This window comes from Bacillus arachidis, from assembly GCF_030285945.1.
Lineage (GTDB): Bacteria > Bacillota > Bacilli > Bacillales > Bacillaceae_G > Bacillus_A > Bacillus_A arachidis.
Map to the genome: position 1 here is coordinate 3,863,906 of NZ_CP127376.1, position 20,488 is coordinate 3,884,393.

Genomic DNA, 20,488 nt, shown 5'->3' on the forward strand with positions numbered 1-20,488 from the left:
CCTTTTATACAAAGCGCAATGTTATCCAGTCCTATATGATGTAATTATTTTTTATTGGTTGACGGGTTGCTTTGCATATTTTTCGAAAACTGATTTATAAGTTTCCACATTTAAACCTGAATTTTGAGCAACTTCAACTGCAGTAGTCCTTACTTGCTCTGCACTCTTCACATATTCTTGTTTTAAAGAATTCATTTCATTTCGTTTTTCCTTTGCATTCTCAACTGTTACAGAATCTAAACACGCTATCAGTTTTTCTGTTATCTTTAAATAGTTGTTTTCTGCGTTGATTAATTTTTGAGTTTCATCCTTCTTTAACTTGGATCCTTTTAGGAAAGTAACAGCTTGATTTACTTCATCTTTTAAAAGTTTATCATTATTTTTTGCCTGTTCTTGCAATAACTTCTTCATGTCATCTATTGCTTTCTGATCCATCGACTCTTGTAACATATATTCAGGATTTCCAATTGCATAATCATATTTAACAGTTACATCATTAAAAAGTCTCATGACAATAGCTAATTGGTACTCTGGATCAAAGTCTTCAAATTTCTCTCTCTTTTTATCCTTATCTAATTCTTGCTTTTCTTTTGTATTCGATTCGTTTTTGGAGGACGAAGATACCTCGTCTTTTCTTTCTTCTTGCTTCGATTTCGATTCGTTTGATGCACTTGTTTTCTCACTAGATTCACATGCCGCTAATCCTGTCATCATGACGCCACAAGTGAATGCTGCAAATAATTTCTTTTTCATGAACTTTCCCTCTTTCTTATCCCCTTTAAAATCTCCTCATACTTCCAAACATAAAAGTATAAAAATTCATCAATTATAATATCAAAATTAAGACCCTTATATTGTCACATCATGTCGAATACGATAAAAATCGAAATATCATGGACGATTGGCACTTTTCACTTAGAATCTTGAGAGCAACGGGATAATAGAAGAAAAAAATAAAAGAGGTTCACCCATATGAGTGAACCTCCTTTTATTATTTTACAGAAATAATCTCTACTTGCATTTCTCCGCCTGGTGTTTGGATTGCTACTTTTTCACCAATTTGCTTACCTAGTAAGCTTTTTGCGATTGGAGAATCGTTAGAAATTCTTCCTTCAAATGGATCTGCTTCTGCACTACCAACGATTGTGTAAGCTTCTTCGTCTCCATCTGGTAATTCTTTGAATGTTACAGTTTTACCTAACGTTACAACTGTAGACTCTTCACCATTATCTTCAATGATAACTGCGTTACGAACCATATTTTCAAGTTGTGTAATACGGCCTTCTACAAATGCTTGCTCATCTTTTGCTGCATCGTACTCTGAGTTCTCAGAAAGATCACCGAAGCTACGCGCAATTTTAATACGCTCTACAACTTCTTTACGTCTTACTGTTTTTAATTGCTCAAGTTCGTTTTCTAATTTTTGTTTACCCTCTTGCGTCATAGGGTATGTTTTTTCTGTTGCCATGTTTTCCACTCCTTTTATATACCAATCCCCCGAAAAAAAGAGGAGTTCAATATGAAAACTCCTCCGCTTTACCTTTGTAGCGGAGGTTTCTAGTACACATGCACTAGCGGAGTTGTCACATACAACCCCGTGTTTTTTCCAATGCCTCTTTATATAAAGAAGATATGTATGGAAATCTCATATAAATATGCCCCCACCTAACATTAGGTGAGGTTGCATGTTTCATTGTATTCGATAAGAAGGGAAAAAATCCCTTCCTATCGTATATCTTTTACTATGCTATTACAAATTCACTTTTTGTTCAAGAATTGTTGCAATTTTTGTAACCATAATATCAATTGCAACATGGTTTTGTCCACCTTCTGGAATAATGATATCCGCAAATTTCTTAGAAGGCTCAATAAATTGGTTATGCATTGGACGTACAACATTTACATACTGCTCAACAACAGAGTCCATTGTACGGCCACGCTCTTTAATATCACGTTGCATGCGACGTAAAATACGAAGATCAGCATCTGTATCAACAAACACTTTAATATCCATTAAATCGCAAAGACGTGGGTCTTCTAAGATAAGAATCCCCTCTAAAATAATTACATCTTTTGGTTCTACTGGAATAATCTCTTCTGAGCGTGTATGCAATGTATAATCATATACGGGTTTCTCAACCGGCTTATATGCAAGCAACTGATGTAAGTGCTCAATTAATAAGTCATTATCAAATGCTAATGGATGATCGTAATTTGTTTTTAAACGCTCTTCCATCGGCAAATGGCTTTGATCTTTGTAATAATAATCTTGCTCCAAAATTAAAATGGAATGACCTTGAAATTGATCAAAAATCGCTTTTGTTACACTTGTCTTACCTGATCCTGAACCACCAGCAATTCCAATTACAACCGGCTTATTCGTCCCCATTCAACTATCACTCTTTCTTATTGATGTATGCTTTTGCGCATCATATTATTCACATACACTGGTTGATCCACTTTGAATTTCACGATTTGCAACGGATGTCTCGCTGCATCTAATTCGTTTCCATCCTCATCCCAAATTTTCTCCACCGTTTGTGTAAAGTTTTCTATTTCTGGTCCAAAGAACTCAACTTCATGACCTGGTTTGAAGTAATTACGTTGCTCTAACGTCACAATGCCTGTTTCTTCATTATAATCTAACACTAAACCAGCAAAATCATACGTTGTTTTCTTACTATGATTTCCATACATTTGTTCTAAGTGCCCTGGAACTCCTTCAAAAAATGCAGGAGCTGTGTCACGATTTGCACATTTATCAAGCTCATCTAACCATTCTTGTTTGAACTCAAAATTATCAGGATCTGCGCAATACGTATCAATTACTTTGCGGTATACAGTTGCTACTGTTGCTACGTAGTGAATGGATTTCATGCGTCCTTCTACTTTCAAGCTGTCAATTCCAATTTCAATCATTTTTGGAATCGAAAGAATTAGATTTAAATCTTTTGGACTCATTGCAAAATGAGCATCGCCCTCTTGGAATAAAGGAAGTTCTTCTGCCTCCTTATGTTGTGATACCGTTTGAACCAAGTCATAATCCCAACGACAAGACTGACAACACCCACCACGGTTTGAGTCACGCGCTGTCATATGGTTACTTAAAGTGCATCTTCCAGAGTATGCAATACACATTGCCCCATGGACGAATGCTTCAATCTCGATATCAACGTTTTCTTTAATTTCTTTCATCTCTTCATAGCCCACTTCACGAGCTAATACAAGACGATGTAACCCTTCTTCTTTCCAATACTGCGCCGCTTTCCAGTTAGACAATGATTGTTGTGTACTTAAATGTACTTCAACAGAAGGTGCTACACGTTTACATGTCTCAATAATAAGAGGATCTGCAACGATAATACCCGTTACGCCAGCTTTTTCAATCCCTCTTAAATAGTCTTCTAGCCCATCCATATTTTCATTATGTGCAAAGATATTTGTTGTTACATATATTTTCGCACCATATTTTTTTGCAAATTCAACGCCTTCTGCCATTTCTTCAAGCGTAAAGTTACCTGCATTTGAGCGAAGACCAAATTCTTGTCCACCTAAATATACAGCATCTGCACCGTAATGAATAGCTACTTTTAATTTTTCTAAATTACCCGCAGGGATTAACAGTTCAGGTTTTTTCACAATTACGCGTTTTCCATCGATCACTCGTGAAATTTCTTGTACAGTCATTTCCTACACCCTCCTCGTTTAGTAAACCGTTTCTTTAAAGAAGAATCCTGTATCTAACGGACGATTTACTGGTTGCATTTCTTCTATTTTTTTATATAAATCGTCTTTCACGCCATAATACGCATCGCGATCTTCTACACATAAATCAATAGCTTTACGATATTTCTTTGTTACTTCGATAATGTATTCAGAGCTTTTTAACACACCGTCAATTTTCAAGCTATTAATTTCAGCATCGATTAATTCATCTAACTCATCAATGAAACAAATATCATTTGGACTCATAATATGGGTACCATTTTCATCCTCATAAATTGGATATTTATTATTACGCTCTGGATCATGTAAGAACATATTCTCTTCATGTTTTTTCTTTTCAATTTCTAGATTACGATCTTGATACTCGAAGTAATTTCCTACTAATGAACGCTTTGATTGGAACATGCATGTCATGCCATGAATTTGCACTTCAACTTCAACTTCAGCGTTTTCCTTTAATTCAACAATTTCATCTAAACTTAATTCACGTGCAAGGACAGCACGTTTGGCACCTTTTCGGCCCCAATAGTTACAGGTGAACCAGTTTGTTGCTGTCGTTTCTGTATTCCAGTGCATTTGCATGCTTGGTGCTACTTCACGTACAGTCATTAATACTGCTGGATCTCCAAAAACAACGGCATCTACATGCACGTCTTGCAAAAATGCAACGTAGTCTTTTAATTCTTCTACTTTGTCGTTATGGAACATAGCGTTCATCGCTACGTATACTTTCATACCATTTTCATGTGCAATGCTTACAGCTTGTTTCACATCATCACGCGTAAACTCTCCCGCTAAACGTAAGCCAAACTTTTGTTCACCGATCATTACTGCGCTTGCTCCTGCTTTTGCAAGAGGTTCAATATCAGCCACCGCTCTTGGCGTTACTAACAATTCAGGTTTTTTCATACCTTTGTCACCCTCTCTTTTTACTCACGGCTACTCCATCACCAATTGGGAAAATGGTTGTATCATATCCTTCATGGTTCATCAGCCATTCATTGTACGTCTTAATACGACGAATCAAACCACGCGTACGTCTATTTTCAATTTTTTCTTTTGTCGCTACAAGTCCATGGTACATCACATTATCTGAAATAATGACACCACCTGGATTTAATAACGGTTCATATAAGTCAAAAAAGCGACGATATTGTCCTTTTGCAGCATCAATAAAAATAACATCAAATGTTCCATGTTCTTTCACTTGTTCGCCTGTTTCTAATGCATCACCATAAATAACGGAAATACGATCTTTTACAGGAGAACGTTCTATATATTCAAGTGCTTTTTCATATCGATCACTATTTCGTTCTACTGTCACAATACGAGAATTAGGGATAGCTTGCATCATACGAATACTAGAATAACCAATTGCTGTTCCAAGCTCTAATATGCTTTTCGGCCCAATTAAACGTAAAAATTGTAACATAAACTCCATTCCAAGACGATCCATAATCGGCACGTGATATTCACTTGCATACTGTTCCATTTCAAGAATCAGTTCCTCTTTTGGATCAATAAATGATAGTAGGTACTCGTTAACTGCATCCTCCATAAATGGTCCTCCTTATTTACATGGAGAAGTGCCTCTATGACGTGTCAATTTCTATCTTTTCACACATAGAATGCAATAAAAATACAAGCCAGCTTCATCCTTAGCTTGTACGTCCCGTTTTGATATTAAAAACGATTCTTCTGCCAGTTTTTAACCCGGTATATTTTATCATAAAAAAGAGGGATATGCGACCCTTTTCGCTCTCCCTCCTATTTTCATTTCTTTTGTGTAATATATTTTTGTTTTAATGCATTGTGTTCTTCTAACGTTTTCGCATAATACACTTCGCCGCTTGGTGCTGCTAAGAAGTAGTAATAATCTGTTTGGGCAGGCTCTAACGCTGCCTGTATAGAATGCTTACCAGAATTCGCAATCGGTCCAACCGGAAGTCCTTTTACAACATACGTATTATAAGGCGAATTTACCTTTAAATCGTCATATAACACACGCTCTTTATGCTTGCCAAGTGCATATAATACCGTCGGATCTGTTTGTAATGGCATTCCCTTAGCTAAACGATTGTAAAAGACACTGGAAATTTTTTGACGATCTGTAAATCCAGTTGCCTCTTCCTCAATTAAAGAAGATAATGTTAAAAGCTGGTGAACGTCCAACTGTTTTTCTTTCATTTTCTCCTTATTTTGAACAATTAGTGCATTTGTTTTCTCAAGCATTTCTGTAACAATTTCTTCTAAAGTTGTATCTTTTTTGTAGTAAGAATACGTCGCTGGATATAAATAACCTTCTAACGGATATTTAATATTGCCATCAAAGATTTTATTTGTTAATAATACCGGATACTTTTGCTGCATTTTTTGGATAAAAGCCTTATCGTTTAATTGGCGTACAACATCATCTTTATTCCATTTCAGTTCCTTCGCAATTATATCTGCAATTTCAACAATTTGTGCACCTTCTTTAATCGTCAATTTATAAGCAACTGAACGATGGACATTACCCGATGACATTTGTTCCATTACATCATCTACATTCATTGACGAATTTAACAAATATGTACCTGCCTGCAAGTTTTTAGATTTAGCTTTTGCATAGAAACTAAATACTGTACCATTTTTAATAGCGCCTTTTTCTTCTAAAATCTCTCCAATTTTACTTGTAGATGAGCCTTTGGGAATCTCTACTTCAATTTCTTTTTTATTCCCGCTATCAACTGGTTTTAACGCAGATGAAATATACGCATAGACGGACACACAGACCACAAGTAGCGCAATAATTACTATTAAAAAGGCGCGTCTACGCTTCTTCCTCACTTGATTCTCTACCAAAGTTCTTCCTCCTTATTCAATTGTAGACCGTATGTACACACTCTATACAACATCCTACAAAATCGCGACAAATCCACCTATCATTTCTAGACAGGCAATTTATTTTTTCTATAATCTGTCTAATTATACTATAAACAATTATGTAGTTTCGACAAAAAATCTGTCATTTTGCACAAGAATACAAAAAAAGATGGACTGCATGTACAGCCCATCTTTTCAACTAATTACTCTTCGCCCTCTTCTTCTTCAGCAAGCGTGTTAAACATTTCTTGTACCATTTCCCACTCTTCTTCAGATTCGATTGGAAGTAATGTTCCACCTGATTCATCTTCACTTTGCTCATATGCCATTGCATCGTAAATTGGATCTCCATCTTCGTCAACTTCACCAATTGGTGAGAAGACTACATATGATTTATTCCCAAATTTTTCAGCATCAAAAGTGAAAATAATTTCACATAAATGCTCGTTACCTTTTTCGTCTACAATTGTAATTTGATTTTCTTCCATTTTGGTCACCTCTTATTTACTATCTAAATATCCTTGTAAAATCACGACTGCAGCCATCTTATCGATAACTTGCTTTCGCTTCTTTCGACTTACATCAGCCGAAATAAGAAGACGTTCCGCTGCCATTGTTGACAGACGCTCGTCCCACAGTATAACCTCTAGTTGCAGAAGTTCACGCAAGCTTTCAGCATATTGCTGACATGCTTCGCCACGTGAACCGATCGTACCATTCATGTTTTTCGGCAATCCTACTACTATCTTGTCCACATTGTACTGTTTTACTAACTCAGAAACCCGATCAAAACCAAAAATTTCTCGTTCTTCATTGATTTTAATCGTTTCTAAGCCTTGTGCTGTCCAGCCCATTTCGTCACTAATCGCAACGCCGACTGTTTTTGTTCCAACATCTAAACCTAATATCCGCATATACTACTCCTCACGATGTTGTTTCAAATAAGACTTCACAAGCTCTTCAATCAGTTCATCACGTTCTAGCTTGCGGATAATGCTTCGCGCATCTTTATGACGAGGTATGTATGCTGGGTCTCCACTTAATAAATAACCGACGATTTGGTTAATCGGATTATAACCTTTTTCTTGAAGTGCATCATACACAGTTAAAAGTACATCGTTTACATGGACACTCTGTTTTTCATCTTGAAAATTAAACTTCATTGTTTTATCAAAACCGTCCATTTTAAGCACCTCACTTATAAGTAGTAAGTATAGGGAGAAGAATTTCTCCTCTCCCTACTATTGTACACTACTCTCTCTTTATTTTGAAACAGATTTAACGTACTCTTTGACAAATGCTAAAGCTTCATCTACTTGTGCTGGGTTTTTACCACCTGCTTGAGCCATATCAGGACGGCCGCCACCGCCACCGCCGCAGCGGGAAGCAACTTCTTTCACAAGTTTACCTGCATGGTATCCTTGGTTGATTAAATCTTTCGTTACACCTGCTAAGATATTCACTTTGTCATCACTTACAGCTGCTAATACAACCACCGCAGACTCAAGTTTATTCTTTAGGTCATCCATCATTGTACGTAAGTTATTCATATCTGCAACATTCACTTTTGTTGCTAATACATTCACTCCATCAACCGTAAGAACTGAATCTGTTAAGTTTCCAGCCTCAATGTTGCTTAATTTCGCAGCAAGAGATTCATTCTCTTTTTGAAGTTGCTTCACTTCAGCAAATAGACCATCTACTCTTGTTAAAATATCTTTTGGATTTGTTTTCATTTTACCTGCAGCTTCTTTTAATAAACCTACTTGATCGTTCATTAATTCGTATGCTGCTTTACCAGTTACAGCCTCAATACGGCGTGTTCCTGCACCGATACCAGACTCAGCAACAATTTTGAAAATACCAATAGAAGCTGTGTTATCAACGTGGCAACCACCGCAAAGCTCTAAGCTGTAACCACCTACTTGTACAACGCGTACAACATCTCCGTATTTTTCACCAAATAATGCCATTGCACCCATTGCTTTTGCTTCTTCGATTGCTTTTTGAGAAATCTCAACATCAATACTTTCCCAAATTTTTTCGTTTACGATACGCTCAATTTTTTCTAATTCGTCAGCTTGTACTTGACCGAAGTGAGAGAAGTCAAAGCGTAAACGTTCTGATGTTACAAGAGAACCAGCTTGGTTAACATGTGTTCCAAGTACATCTTTCAATGCTTGGTGTAAAATATGCGTTGCTGTATGGTTTTTCACAACACTGCTACGGTTTTTCGTATCAATAACAGCTTTTACAGTCGCTTCTTTCGTTAATGTACCTTCTTCAACAACAATTTTGTGTAAGTTTTGACCATTTGGTGCTTTTTGTACGTCTTTTACAAGAACTTTCACACCGTCAGCAAGAAGGTAACCACGGTCTGCAATTTGTCCACCGCTCTCAGCGTAGAATGGTGTTACATCAAGCATTAATTGTCCTTCATCACCCGCTTGTAAGCTATCTGTGTACTCGCCGTTCTTCACAAGTGCAATAACATTACTTTCTGTAGCAACTGTACCATAGCCAACGAATTCACTAGCTACTTTAATTTCTCCAAGCACACCGCCCTGAACTTGCATAGAATCAACGTCTTGACGAGCAGCACGTGCACGCTCACGTTGTTTTTCCATTTCAGCTTCAAAACCTGCATGGTCAACTGTCATACCAGCTTCTTCTGCATATTCTTCTGTTAATTCAATTGGGAAGCCATATGTGTCATATAGACGGAATGCATCTACTCCAGAAATAACAGTTGTTTTCTCTTCTTTCGCTTTTGCAATTACTTCTGCCAAAATCGCTTCGCCATCATGAAGTGTTTCATGGAAACGCTCTTCTTCGTTTTTCACAACTTTTGCAATGAAATCTTTCTTTTCAAGAACTTCTGGATAGAAGTCTTTCATTACCTCTCCAACAACTGGTACTAATTCATACATAAATGGACGGTTAATGTTTAATTTCTTTGCATAACGAACCGCACGGCGTAATAAACGACGTAATACATAGCCACGGCCTTCGTTAGAAGGAAGAGCTCCATCACCAACAGCAAATGTTACTGTACGGATATGATCAGCAATTACTTTAAATGCCATATCTTTCTCTACATCACCACCGCGATACTTCTCACCAGAGATTGATTCTGTTGCCCCAATCATTGGCATAAATAGGTCTGTATCAAAATTTGTAGGTACATCTTGAACGATAGATGTCATACGCTCTAGACCCATCCCTGTATCGATGTTTTTCTTTGGAAGTGGTGTATATGAGCCATCTGGATTATGGTTAAATTGAGAGAATACAAGGTTCCACACTTCTAAGTAGCGCTCGTTTTCTCCGCCTGGGTACAACTCTGGGTCACTAAAATCGTTACCGTAAGCTTCTCCGCGGTCATAGAAAATTTCTGTGTTCGGTCCACTTGGTCCTTCACCGATATCCCAGAAGTTTTCTTCTAAACGAATAATGCGCTCTTTCGGAACACCCATTTTTTCATTCCAAATTGTAAATGCTTCTTCATCTTCTGGATGAATTGTAACAGATAGTAACTCTTTATCGAATCCAATCCATTTTTCGCTTGTTAAGAATTCCCAAGCCCATGTAATTGCTTCTTCTTTAAAGTAGTCACCGATTGAGAAGTTTCCTAACATTTCAAAGAATGTATGGTGACGAGCTGTTTTCCCAACGTTTTCAATATCATTTGTACGAATTGATTTTTGTGCATTCGTAATACGTGGATTTTGCGGAATTACACGACCATCAAAGTATTTCTTTAATGTCGCTACACCACTGTTAATCCATAAAAGAGATGGATCCTCATGCGGAACTAATGATGCACTTGGTTCAATTGCATGCCCTTTTTCCTCAAAAAAGTCTAAAAACATTTGACGAATTTGTGCGCCTGTTAATTGTTTCATCTATATTTCCTCCTTTAAGAAATTCCATAAAAACAAAAAACTCCCGTCCCTATAAAAGGGACGAGAGTTAACTCGCGATACCACCCTAATTATGAAATAAAAAGCGGAAGCGTCTCGCTTAAAAGCGGAAGAAATTGGACCAGTCGAACTGAAAGACGTTTTTTGTCTTTCCGTGAGATTGGGAAATTTCGGAGCTTTTAGACGCTGAAGCTAGATTGCATACTGTAATATGCATTTATTTCATCACCTCATGGTGCCGTAACGTGGCAAGACGGCAGGGATTAGCTGCTCTCAGGATTAGCGTTCTGTCACCCTTCATTTAAAACTTCTTTCAGCCGATGGAAGTTTCTCTCTAAAAATGGACTGTGACATACTCGTTCCGTCATCGATTTCAAATCATATATGATAACATTTTATGATATAAACGTATGTAAGTTTATACTATATGCCAAAATTGTAGCGAATCCGTTTCCATTTGTCAATGTTTCCAGAGCGGCTTTATATGAACAACGACTGTTCGAATCACCGCTAAAATAGGAACTGATATGAGAAGACCTACAATTCCAGCTATTTCCCCTCCAACAAGTAATGCGAGCATAATAATAACCGGGTGCATACGTAACGATTTCCCAACAATATACGGAGATAAAATATTACTTTCAACAAATTGTAAAACGGCAAGTGCAATACTTGCTTTAATAAAAAGATTTGTGGATATCGTTGCTGCAATCATCAATGTCGGAATCGCCCCTAAAATAGGACCAAAGTACGGGATTATATCAGTAACTCCAACAATGATTCCTAATAATAGCGGATACTTCATACCAATAAACCAAAATGAAAGAGCAGACACTCCTCCTAAAACTAAACAAACAAATAATTGCCCTCGAATATAACTTCCAAGTGACTTATCAATCTCCTTCGCCAACATCTGCCCCGTACTACGCCATTTACTCGGAACCATCTTCCAAAAGATATGATAAAATTCCCCATAATCTTTCAATATGTAAAATACAATAAATGGGATCAAAAAGATGATAAGCAATGAATCTAATACACCACGTGCTGTACTCATCACTTTATTTAATAACGCTTGTATCTTCATTTCAATTCCAATAAAAATCTGCTTTACTTTCTCATGAATAAATGATGGGAAATTGTCTGTCTGTTCTGTCACACCGTCCATCCAAGAATCATACATTTTCATAAACTGCGGGAATTGCTTATTAACTTCTTGTAACTGCGCAATCACAATCGGTGTCCCTTTATAAATCCCATAACCGAGACCACCAAAAAAAAGAATATAAATCAGCAAAATAGCAAGTGTGCGTGGCATTCCCTCTTTATGCAATTTTTCAATTAAGGGATGCAGCAAATAAGCGATAAAACAAGCAATCAAAAATGGTGTAATTGCTACTTTAAATACGAATATAATCGGTGCCCATAATGGTTTGATTTTTAAAAAGACAAGCAAACATAGAAACACTAATAATAATAACCCTAATCGATAAATCCAAATAATTTTAAGATTCTTCAAGCGAAAAACCTCCTCTCCCCTTATTTTGAAAAGAAATAGGGAAGGTTATGTGCAAAACTTTTAAAAAAATAACCGGACTAAAATAATTTCATACGGGCCATACTGTTTTTTAAAAACTTACATATATTTAACCTAATACGAACAAGCTCTTAAGTCAGCTCGAACATAGGGGAGGAGATATAAAATGATTTGGTTCATGCTCATCCTTTCAGCACTTTTTATGATACTAGAATGGATTTGTATTGGATTTGGTATTTGGAAGGGATTATTCACACGTTCAACGCGAAAGGAACGTGCAAAACAGCTATGGTATTACGGGGTTCTCGGTATTGGATGTTACGGGCTTTCTTATCTTTTTTCTGAAATTGGACTGTTTTATTTATATACAAGTACATGAAAAAACTCCCTAATGAATAAGGGAGTTCTTCACTTTATAGAAATGATTATAGATATGATTTAATCATTTTACGCGCTCTTTTCATATTTCGTTTGGAAAATACGTCTTGTTTACGTGCATATTGATACGCTGCAGCCCCAATACCTAATGCGATTAATGAATTGCGTACGTTCAAAGTAAATCCCCCTTTTGATTATCCGATAGTTCGTTCATTCTCATCAAATAAATCATCAAGAGAACTAAGCGAGCCATCTTCCTCTACTTGATGCGTATGGATTTTCCCCTTTGAAACCGATAATTCAATATAACAGTTCCAGCAATAAAATTGGTTGACACCTATTTTCCCAATATCTTTTCCTTTGCAATTTGGACAACTGAACATATGGCTTTCATCTCCTTACAGTCTCCCAGATCCTATTCGCCATTATGTCCAAACTGCATTCATTTATACATACTAGAACTGCCTTATACTTTCAAAATAACGCTTTCTATATTGAAAGTTTCACTATATAATTTCACCTTGTTACATAAAATCATACGGTGAAATGTTTTCCACATCCATCTCCTGACCATCAATTGTAACCATTTGTACTTCCTCTTTTGATTCCTGCAAGCGATCCGCTAATGTTGTTTGCCGCATTGAATCATCAAGACGATTCACACCTGATTGAAAGGCTGATTCTTCTCCGCAAATAATTAAAAACTTTTTACTTCTCGTAATAGCTGTATAAATTAAATTACGACGCAGCATGCGGTAATAGCTCTTTACAATCGGCATAATTACAATTGGGAATTCACTTCCCTGTGACTTATGGATTGAACAACAATATGCATGCGTAATCTGATTTAAATCTGGCTTTATATATGTTACTTCAATCCCGTCAAATGAAATAACAATCATATCTTGTTTCTCGACATTCTCCTTTGCATAAAAGACAGAAACAATCTCTCCAATATCACCATTAAACACCTGACTTTCTGGTTGATTTACGAGCTGCAGCACTTTATCACCGACACGGTACACAACATCACCATAAGCAATTTCTCTACTCTTTTCTTTTTTTGGATTAAAGACCTCTTGCAGCGCTTCATTTAACACATTAATCCCTGCCGGCCCGCGGTACATAGGTGCTAATACTTGTACATCTCTTGCACTAAATCCTTTCGCTTTTGCGTTTTCACATACTTGCTTTACAACCTCAACAATTTGAGTACCTGAGCAACCAATAAACGAACGATCTTTTTTATTTTGTGCTAAGTCTGGTGGAAGCGTTCCATTTTTTATTGCATGGGCAAGCTGAATAACGGATGACCCTTCTGCTTGACGGTAAATCTCTGTTAACTTCACTGTCGGAATCGCCCCAGCATCTAATAAATCCTTCAATACTTGCCCTGGCCCTACAGATGGCAATTGATCTTCATCACCTACAATAATGACTTGAATATTTGTTGGTAATGATTTAAATAGTTGATTTGCAAGCCAAATATCAACCATTGAAAATTCATCGATAATAAGTAACTTCCCTTGCACCGGATCCGTTTCATTACGCTGGAAAGATCCTTCTGGCGTCCATCCAAGTAAACGATGAATTGTACAAGCAGGAAGTCCTGTCGACTCACTCATTCGCTTCGCAGCGCGGCCTGTCGGAGCTGTTAACAAAATCGGAAACGGATTATCATCACTATAATCTTTCGGATTTAATGATAAACCATGCAAGGAAGCGTACATTTCGACGATTCCTTTAATTACAGTTGTCTTCCCTGTGCCCGGTCCACCTGTTAATAGCATCATCGGCTTATGAAGAGCAGTTTGGATGGCCTCTTGTTGAAACGGCGCATACTGTACTTTTAGCTGCTCTTCAATTTTCCCTAACGTTAATAGTACTTCTGCTTCAGGAAACGAAGGTGTCTCTTCTTGATTCATGAGACGGCGAATTGATTTGACAACGCCCTTTTCAGAATAAAACAGAGATGCCAAATAAATACGCTCGTCTTCGATAATGACTTTCCCTTCTCCTTGCATCATTTCAACACACTGCACTACATCTTCTTCTGCCACAGCGCTTTCTTGCTTATTTAAAAGTGACATTGTTTCTCGAACAAGTTGACCTTTTTCCATAAATACATGCCCATCTTGCAGTGAAACATTCTCTAGTGTATAGAAACATCCGGCACGTACACGGTCATTATGATTCCCTGACATACCAAGCGCTCGTCCTATATCATCCGCTCTTCCGAATCCTATACCATCTACTTCCTCAATCAGTTGATACGGATTGTTCCGAATTACCTCAAGCGTCATTTCTTTATACTGCTGATAAATCTTAATCGAGAGCTTCGTTCCAAAACCATAACCATTTAAAAAGCTCATGACTTTTTCAAGACCCTGGTGTTCAATAATTGTGTCATAAATCTCTTGTGCTTTCTGCTTATTTACAACACCTTCTAATGCAGCAGGGTCGTCCATAATTTTAGAAATTGCATGTTCCCCAAGATAATCAACAATCTTTTCTGCTGTTCTCTTCCCAATTCCTTTAAATAAATCACTTGCTAAATATTGCACCATACCTGTTTTGGTTTGGGGTAACTCTTTTTTAAATGTTTCAACTAAATATTGCTTTCCGTACTTTGGATGGTCTTTAAAATGCCCTGTTAATGTAAATACTTCGTCTTCATGCATACGGGGAAAGTGACCGTTGATCATCACTCTTTTTTCGTCATATGTTTCATTTGTTTCAATGATTTTCATACTGACAACGGAATAGAGGTTTTCTTCGTTGTGGAAAATGGTATGAAGAACTTGTGCTTTTATAAATTTTTGCTCTTCCTCAAACAAATCCATTGCATGTTGATTTCCCATATCGCCTCTCCTTTCCGGTTTTTCTCACTCTAACGAGCAGTACAGCCCCCACCTTTCTCCTTCACAATCAGATGAGGGGTAACTGCACGTTAAAATCTAATTTTTATTCGCCTTCTTGCTCTAATAAACGAATACCATTCCCTGCTAAAAAGTGATCTGGCTGAATTTCAGTCGCCTTCTTAAATAAGGCAAGTGCTTTCTCATTATTTTCTTCAAATACGTAAGCAACACCTAAATTATAATACGCATCTGCATGCTCTTCGTCCATTTGTAATACCTTTTCAAAATAAGGTTTTGCGTTTTGAATATGCTCTAGTCGTGCAAAGCATAATCCGCATTGGAATACTGCTTCTACATCTGACTCATCAAGTTCAGCTGCTCTTTGTAAAAACGGCAGTGCAAGAAGATCATTTCCAAGCTGTACATGTGTAATCCCAAGCATAAATGTTACATCAGCTGATTGTAACCCAGCTTGCATAGCTTGTTCAAAAGCAACTTTTGCTTCTGAAAATTGTTCTTGTCCATAATATATGTTTCCGAGTCCATAATAGGCGGCAGCTGATTTTTCATCTAATTCTAACGCGCGTTTATAAAATAAAATTGCACGCTCGCTATCGCCTAACACATCTAATAAATTCGCGAAATTAATGTATCCAAGCGCATCTTTCGGATTTTCTTCAATTGCCTCTGTAAAGTTTTTAGCTGCTTCTTCCCAGTTTCCTTCTTGCATATATTGAATGCCTGTTTCAAGCTTATTTGACATGTTCCTCACCTCTACAACAAATTATAACAAAGAATCTATTTTCCGAGCGAACAAAAATTCGCTCTTTAAAAAAGAAACCTCTGACCGCGAATCGGCAGAGGCTCTCATTTTTACCCTAAATAATCTAATTTCTTGCCACTATGATATACTTCATCAATCGTCGCGCCGCCTAAACATTCATCTCCATCATAGAAAACAACTGCTTGCCCGGGCGTAATGGCACGAATTGGTTCATCGCAAAGGATACGAACGGTATTCTCATCAACAATTTGAACCGTTACCTTGTTATCTTCTTGACGATAACGAAACTTCGCTGTGCATGTAAATTCTTTCTCTTTCGCCCTATTGCTTACCCAGCTTACATTTGTAGCAATAACTTCATCTCCGTATAAAAGTTCATTGTGGAATCCTTGATCAACGTATAAAATGTTTTCTTTTAAGTTTTTTCCAACAGCGAACCAAGGATCACCATTACCACCAATACCAAGGCCATGACGTTGTCCAATTGTATAGTACATTAAACCGTCATGTTTCCCTTTTACTTCGCCAGATAATGTTTGCATCACACCTGGCTGAGCTGGTAAGTAGTTGCTTAAGAAATCTTTAAAGTTACGTTCACCGATAAAGCAAATACCTGTACTATCTTTTTTCGTCGCTGTTGCTAAACCAGCTTCCTTCGCCATTTCACGAATTTGTGGTTTCTTTAATTCGCCTAATGGGAACATTGTTTTTGATAGTTGCTCTTGGCTTAATTGATTTAAGAAATATGTTTGATCCTTATTATCATCAACACCGCGGAGCATTTTATATTCGCCATCGATATAAGCAACACGTGCATAATGACCTGTTGCTACATAATCCGCACCAAGCGCGATTGCATGCTCTAAAAAGGCTTTAAACTTAATTTCTTTATTACACATTACATCTGGGTTTGGCGTACGACCAGCTCGGTACTCATCTAAAAAATACGTAAATACTTTATCCCAATATTGCTTTTCAAAGTTTACTGCATAATATGGGATGCCAATTTGATTGCACACTTCAATTACATCGTTATAATCTTCCGTTGCTGTACAGACACCATTCTCGTCTGTATCATCCCAGTTTTTCATAAAAATTCCGATTACATCATAGCCCTGCTTTTTTAATAACATCGCTGCTACTGATGAATCAACGCCACCGGACATTCCGATGACAACACGTGTTTCGTGAGGTAGTTTGTTCATCATGTCACCTCCTATACTAGTCTTGTGTTAATCGCTTCACGATTTTCACTGTTTCGTACGCTGCTTTTTCCACTTGTTCTTTCGTATTCCCAAGCCCAAAACTAAAACGTACGGATGAACGTATTTGATCGGAATCTTTTCCAAACATCGCTACTAGCACATGCGACGGGTCAATAGAACCAGCTGTACATGCAGAACCACTCGATACTGCAATCCCTGCCAAGTCTAAGTTTACAAGAAACGGCTCAATATCCATTCCTGTAAAACTTACATTAAACACATGTGGTAAGCGATGTTCTAAGTTTCCGTTTACCTCAAAAGTAATGTCTTCTTTTTGAAAGACAGATACCATTATATCTTTAAATTCTTCATATTGGGCAATTTTTTGCTCACGCGTTGATTCTGCCAACTTAACAGCTTGCTCTAGCCCAACAATGCTAGGTACATTCTCAGTACCTGCACGGCGTTTTCGCTCTTGTTCCCCGCCTGTTAATAACGGTTCAAATTTCACAGCTGTGCTAGCATATAAAAACCCTACACCTTTTGGGCCATTAATTTTATGAGCAGATATAGATAATAAATCAATACCCATGTCCTTCACATCAATCGCTGTTAAACCATAGGCTTGTACAGCATCTGTATGAAAATAAGCTTGATGCTCTTTCAACAGTTCTCCGATTTCTACAATCGGTTGCACCGTACCAACTTCATTATTCCCAAACATAACAGATACAAGAATCGTTTCATCTGTTAATGCCTCTTTCACATCAGAAATTTGAACACGGCCCGTTTCATCAACTGGTAAATACGTCACCTTGAAACCTTCTCGCTCTAACACTTCACATGTATGCAAAATAGCGTGATGTTCAATTTGCGCCGTAATAATGTGCTGTCCTTTATTGCGATTTGCACGCGCTACACCTAAAAGCGCTAAATTATCAGCCTCTGTACCACCGCTTGTAAAAATAATTTCATTTGGATTTGCATTGATGCTGCGTGCACATGTACGTCTCGCTTCATCTACCGCATGACGAGTTTGGCGTCCATAAAAATGAATACTAGACGGGTTACCAAATATTTCCGTCATATATGGAATCATCTTTTCGACTACTTCTGGGTGAGCCGGAGATGTCGCAGCATGATCTAAGTAAATGCGTTCCATCAGATCTCCTTCTTTCCAAATCGTTTCACAAGGAATTAAATGTAAAACATATAACCCCCATGATTTTCTTCTTCATAGCGTACTAAATCTTCTAAAGTTGTACTATCTAATACTTCTTGTACCGCATCACGAACACGCATCCATAACTGGCGCTGTGCTGGTTCTTCCTCTTCTATCATTTCAACAACGCTAATCGGACCTTCTAAAACTCTAATAACATCGCCTGCTGTAATGTTGACTGGTTGATCCGATAATACATAACCACCATATGCACCTCGCGTACTTTTTACAAGACGAGCGTTACGAAGTGGAGAGATTAATTGCTCTAAGTAATGTTCAGATAGGTCATGTGCCTGCGCAATTGATTTTAAAGAAATTGGGCCTTCGCCAAACTTTTTCGCAAGATCGATCATAATTGTTAAGCCATAACGGCCTTTTGTTGAAATTTTCATCTATTTCGCACCTCTTTTCAAAAATTCACTTCTATTAGTTAAATCTTTATTCGTAAGAAGAACACAATATAAAAATCAAAATCCTATGAAATTATAGCATAATATAGTATTATAAGAAATTTCAACTTGTGTATTCAAAATCATAACACAAAATCACATTGAAAAACTCGGGAATTATTACAATAAAGAGAAAATTAAAATATTAATCGAGACTCCTTATATAAAATTGCATCACATTTCAGTTTTTCACGAAAAAGATGATACCATAGAATAAGATTATACATTAAGGGAGACGGTCATGATGAAACAACCACTCGCACATCGAATGCGCCCGGTAAACATTACAGAAATAATCGGACAGCAGCATTTAGTTGGTGAAGGGAAAATTTTATGGCGAATGGTGCAGGCAAACCATTTTCAATCGATGATTTTGTATGGTCCACCCGGCACAGGAAAAACATCAATTGCTAGTGCAATCGCTGGCAGTACAGGGACGCCGTTCCGCCTATTGAATGCAGTGACTCACAATAAAAAAGATATGGAAGTTGTCGTGCAAGAAGCAAAGATGCACCGCCACCTTGTTTTAATTTTAGATGAGGTCCACCGCTTAGATAAAGCAAAACAAGACTTTCTCTTACCACATTTAGAAAGCGGGCTTCTTACATTGATTGGTGCAACAACAAGCAACCCATTCCATGCGATTAACTCCGCTATCCGTAGCCGTTGTCAAATCTTTGAACTACACGCACTAACAGAAGATGACATTTTAATTGGTCTAAAACGAGCGCTTGAAAATAAAGAAAAAGGTTTAGGTGAATATCATGTAACTGTTACAGATGAGGCCTTTCGTCACTTTGCAAATGCATCAGGTGGAGATATGCGCTCTGCTTATAACGCCCTTGAGCTCGCTGTTTTATCTAGTTTTACAACAGATAATCAAGCGGTAGAAATCACACTGGAGATTGCAGAAGAATGCTTACAAAAGAAAAGCTTCGTTCATGATAAAGGCGGAGATGCTCATTATGATGTCTTATCAGCGTTTCAAAAGTCAGTGCGCGGAAGTGACGTGAACGCTGCACTTCATTATTTAGCGCGCCTTATTGAAGCTGGAGATCTACAAAGTATCGGGAGACGTCTTCTTATTATGGCATATGAAGATATTGGACTTGCTAGTCCGCAAGCTGGACCACGGACGCTCGCTGCCATTGAAGCTGCAGAACGCGTCGGATTTCCAGAGGCTCGCATTCCACTTGCCAATGCAGTTATCGAACTTTGTCTTTCTCCAAAATCAAATTCAGCATACAAGGCGCTTGATGCTGCGCTTCACGACTTACGAAATGGACAAACAGGCGATGTACCAAGTCATTTAAAAGATAGTCACTATAAGGGTGCTGAATCATTAGGTAGAGGCATTGGATACTTATATCCGCACGATTATCCGAATGGATGGGTACAGCAACAATACTTACCCGACAAAATTAAAAATAAGCAATATTATAAACCGAAAACGACCGGAAAATTTGAACAAGCACTTTCAAGCGTATATGAAAGATTGCAAAGTTCGCATAAAAGCAAACCAAAAGGGTAATCTAAGC

Annotated in this window: 21 protein-coding genes; 2 read left to right on the top strand and 19 right to left on the bottom strand. The window is 37.5% G+C overall.

Going from position 1 to position 20,488, the window contains the following annotated elements; translation table 11 throughout:
* Positions 1-51: 51 nt before the first annotated feature.
* The 12 genes from QRY57_RS21595 to QRY57_RS21650 form a co-directional block, all read right to left on the bottom strand.
* Entirely contained in the window at positions 52-753 is a 702-nt protein-coding gene (locus QRY57_RS21595; protein ID WP_090687598.1) for a hypothetical protein, read from the bottom strand.
* Positions 754-991: 238 nt separating this feature from the next.
* The gene (gene greA, locus QRY57_RS21600; protein WP_035415628.1) at positions 992-1,468 is read right to left on the bottom strand and encodes a transcription elongation factor GreA; all 477 of its coding nucleotides are present in this window, start codon (positions 1,466-1,468) and stop codon (positions 992-994) included.
* A gap of 282 nt (positions 1,469-1,750) precedes the next feature.
* Positions 1,751-2,389: a uridine kinase gene (gene udk, locus QRY57_RS21605; protein ID WP_003200515.1), complete on the bottom strand. Its 639-nt coding sequence runs from the start codon at positions 2,387-2,389 to the stop codon at positions 1,751-1,753.
* Positions 2,390-2,406: 17 nt separating this feature from the next.
* A complete protein-coding gene (locus QRY57_RS21610; protein ID WP_026593461.1) occupies positions 2,407-3,687 on the bottom strand; it encodes a peptidase U32 family protein in 1,281 nt (426 codons plus the stop codon).
* Positions 3,688-3,705: 18 nt separating this feature from the next.
* Positions 3,706-4,635: a peptidase U32 family protein gene (locus QRY57_RS21615; protein WP_026593462.1), complete on the bottom strand. Its 930-nt coding sequence runs from the start codon at positions 4,633-4,635 to the stop codon at positions 3,706-3,708.
* A 7-nt stretch (positions 4,636-4,642) separates the two neighbouring features.
* Positions 4,643-5,284 carry an O-methyltransferase gene (locus QRY57_RS21620; RefSeq protein ID WP_208018125.1) on the bottom strand — a complete coding sequence of 214 codons (642 nt, stop codon included), beginning with the start codon at positions 5,282-5,284 and terminating at the stop codon, positions 4,643-4,645.
* 215 nt (positions 5,285-5,499) lie between these two features.
* Positions 5,500-6,570, bottom strand: a complete 1,071-nt coding sequence (mltG, locus tag QRY57_RS21625) for an endolytic transglycosylase MltG (protein WP_026593464.1) — start codon at positions 6,568-6,570, stop codon at positions 5,500-5,502.
* 224 nt (positions 6,571-6,794) lie between these two features.
* On the bottom strand, positions 6,795-7,079 hold the full coding sequence (locus QRY57_RS21630; protein ID WP_026593465.1) for a DUF1292 domain-containing protein: 285 nt from the start codon (positions 7,077-7,079) through the stop codon (positions 6,795-6,797).
* Between the two features lie 12 nt (positions 7,080-7,091).
* Entirely contained in the window at positions 7,092-7,505 is a 414-nt protein-coding gene (ruvX, locus tag QRY57_RS21635) for a Holliday junction resolvase RuvX (RefSeq protein ID WP_026593466.1), read from the bottom strand.
* A 3-nt stretch (positions 7,506-7,508) separates the two neighbouring features.
* The gene (locus QRY57_RS21640) at positions 7,509-7,775 is read right to left on the bottom strand and encodes an IreB family regulatory phosphoprotein (protein ID WP_000348589.1); all 267 of its coding nucleotides are present in this window, start codon (positions 7,773-7,775) and stop codon (positions 7,509-7,511) included.
* A gap of 78 nt (positions 7,776-7,853) precedes the next feature.
* On the bottom strand, positions 7,854-10,496 hold the full coding sequence (alaS, locus tag QRY57_RS21645; RefSeq protein WP_090687603.1) for an alanine--tRNA ligase: 2,643 nt from the start codon (positions 10,494-10,496) through the stop codon (positions 7,854-7,856).
* 478 nt (positions 10,497-10,974) lie between these two features.
* On the bottom strand, positions 10,975-12,033 hold the full coding sequence (locus tag QRY57_RS21650; RefSeq protein ID WP_026593468.1) for an AI-2E family transporter: 1,059 nt from the start codon (positions 12,031-12,033) through the stop codon (positions 10,975-10,977).
* Between the two features lie 184 nt (positions 12,034-12,217).
* Here QRY57_RS21650 and QRY57_RS21655 point away from each other — a divergent pair, with 184 nt between their 5' ends.
* Positions 12,218-12,430, top strand: a complete 213-nt coding sequence (locus tag QRY57_RS21655; RefSeq protein WP_208018124.1) for a hypothetical protein — start codon at positions 12,218-12,220, stop codon at positions 12,428-12,430.
* 46 nt (positions 12,431-12,476) lie between these two features.
* On the opposite strand, the gene QRY57_RS21660 is transcribed toward QRY57_RS21655, so the two are convergent.
* The 7 genes from QRY57_RS21660 to cymR all read right to left on the bottom strand — a co-directional run bounded on the left by QRY57_RS21660 (position 12,477) and on the right by cymR (position 18,893).
* Positions 12,477-12,605: a YrzQ family protein gene (locus QRY57_RS21660; protein ID WP_001102898.1), complete on the bottom strand. Its 129-nt coding sequence runs from the start codon at positions 12,603-12,605 to the stop codon at positions 12,477-12,479.
* A gap of 18 nt (positions 12,606-12,623) precedes the next feature.
* Positions 12,624-12,812 carry a YrzR-like zinc ribbon domain gene (locus QRY57_RS21665; RefSeq protein ID WP_000490499.1) on the bottom strand — a complete coding sequence of 63 codons (189 nt, stop codon included), beginning with the start codon at positions 12,810-12,812 and terminating at the stop codon, positions 12,624-12,626.
* A 141-nt stretch (positions 12,813-12,953) separates the two neighbouring features.
* On the bottom strand, positions 12,954-15,290 hold the full coding sequence (gene recD2, locus QRY57_RS21670; protein ID WP_286016062.1) for an SF1B family DNA helicase RecD2: 2,337 nt from the start codon (positions 15,288-15,290) through the stop codon (positions 12,954-12,956).
* 103 nt (positions 15,291-15,393) lie between these two features.
* Positions 15,394-16,053, bottom strand: coding sequence for a tetratricopeptide repeat protein (locus tag QRY57_RS21675; protein WP_026593471.1), 660 nt, complete (start codon positions 16,051-16,053; stop codon positions 15,394-15,396).
* A 110-nt stretch (positions 16,054-16,163) separates the two neighbouring features.
* On the bottom strand, positions 16,164-17,279 hold the full coding sequence (gene mnmA, locus QRY57_RS21680) for a tRNA 2-thiouridine(34) synthase MnmA (RefSeq protein WP_208018213.1): 1,116 nt from the start codon (positions 17,277-17,279) through the stop codon (positions 16,164-16,166).
* A gap of 16 nt (positions 17,280-17,295) precedes the next feature.
* Positions 17,296-18,441 (bottom strand): cysteine desulfurase family protein, encoded by a 1,146-nt coding sequence (locus tag QRY57_RS21685; RefSeq protein WP_286016063.1) that lies wholly within the window; start codon positions 18,439-18,441, stop codon positions 17,296-17,298.
* Positions 18,442-18,476: 35 nt separating this feature from the next.
* The gene (gene cymR, locus QRY57_RS21690) at positions 18,477-18,893 is read right to left on the bottom strand and encodes a cysteine metabolism transcriptional regulator CymR (RefSeq protein ID WP_000704117.1); all 417 of its coding nucleotides are present in this window, start codon (positions 18,891-18,893) and stop codon (positions 18,477-18,479) included.
* 301 nt (positions 18,894-19,194) lie between these two features.
* Here cymR and QRY57_RS21695 point away from each other — a divergent pair, with 301 nt between their 5' ends.
* On the top strand, positions 19,195-20,481 hold the full coding sequence (locus QRY57_RS21695; RefSeq protein WP_090687612.1) for a replication-associated recombination protein A: 1,287 nt from the start codon (positions 19,195-19,197) through the stop codon (positions 20,479-20,481).
* Positions 20,482-20,488 lie beyond the last annotated feature (7 nt).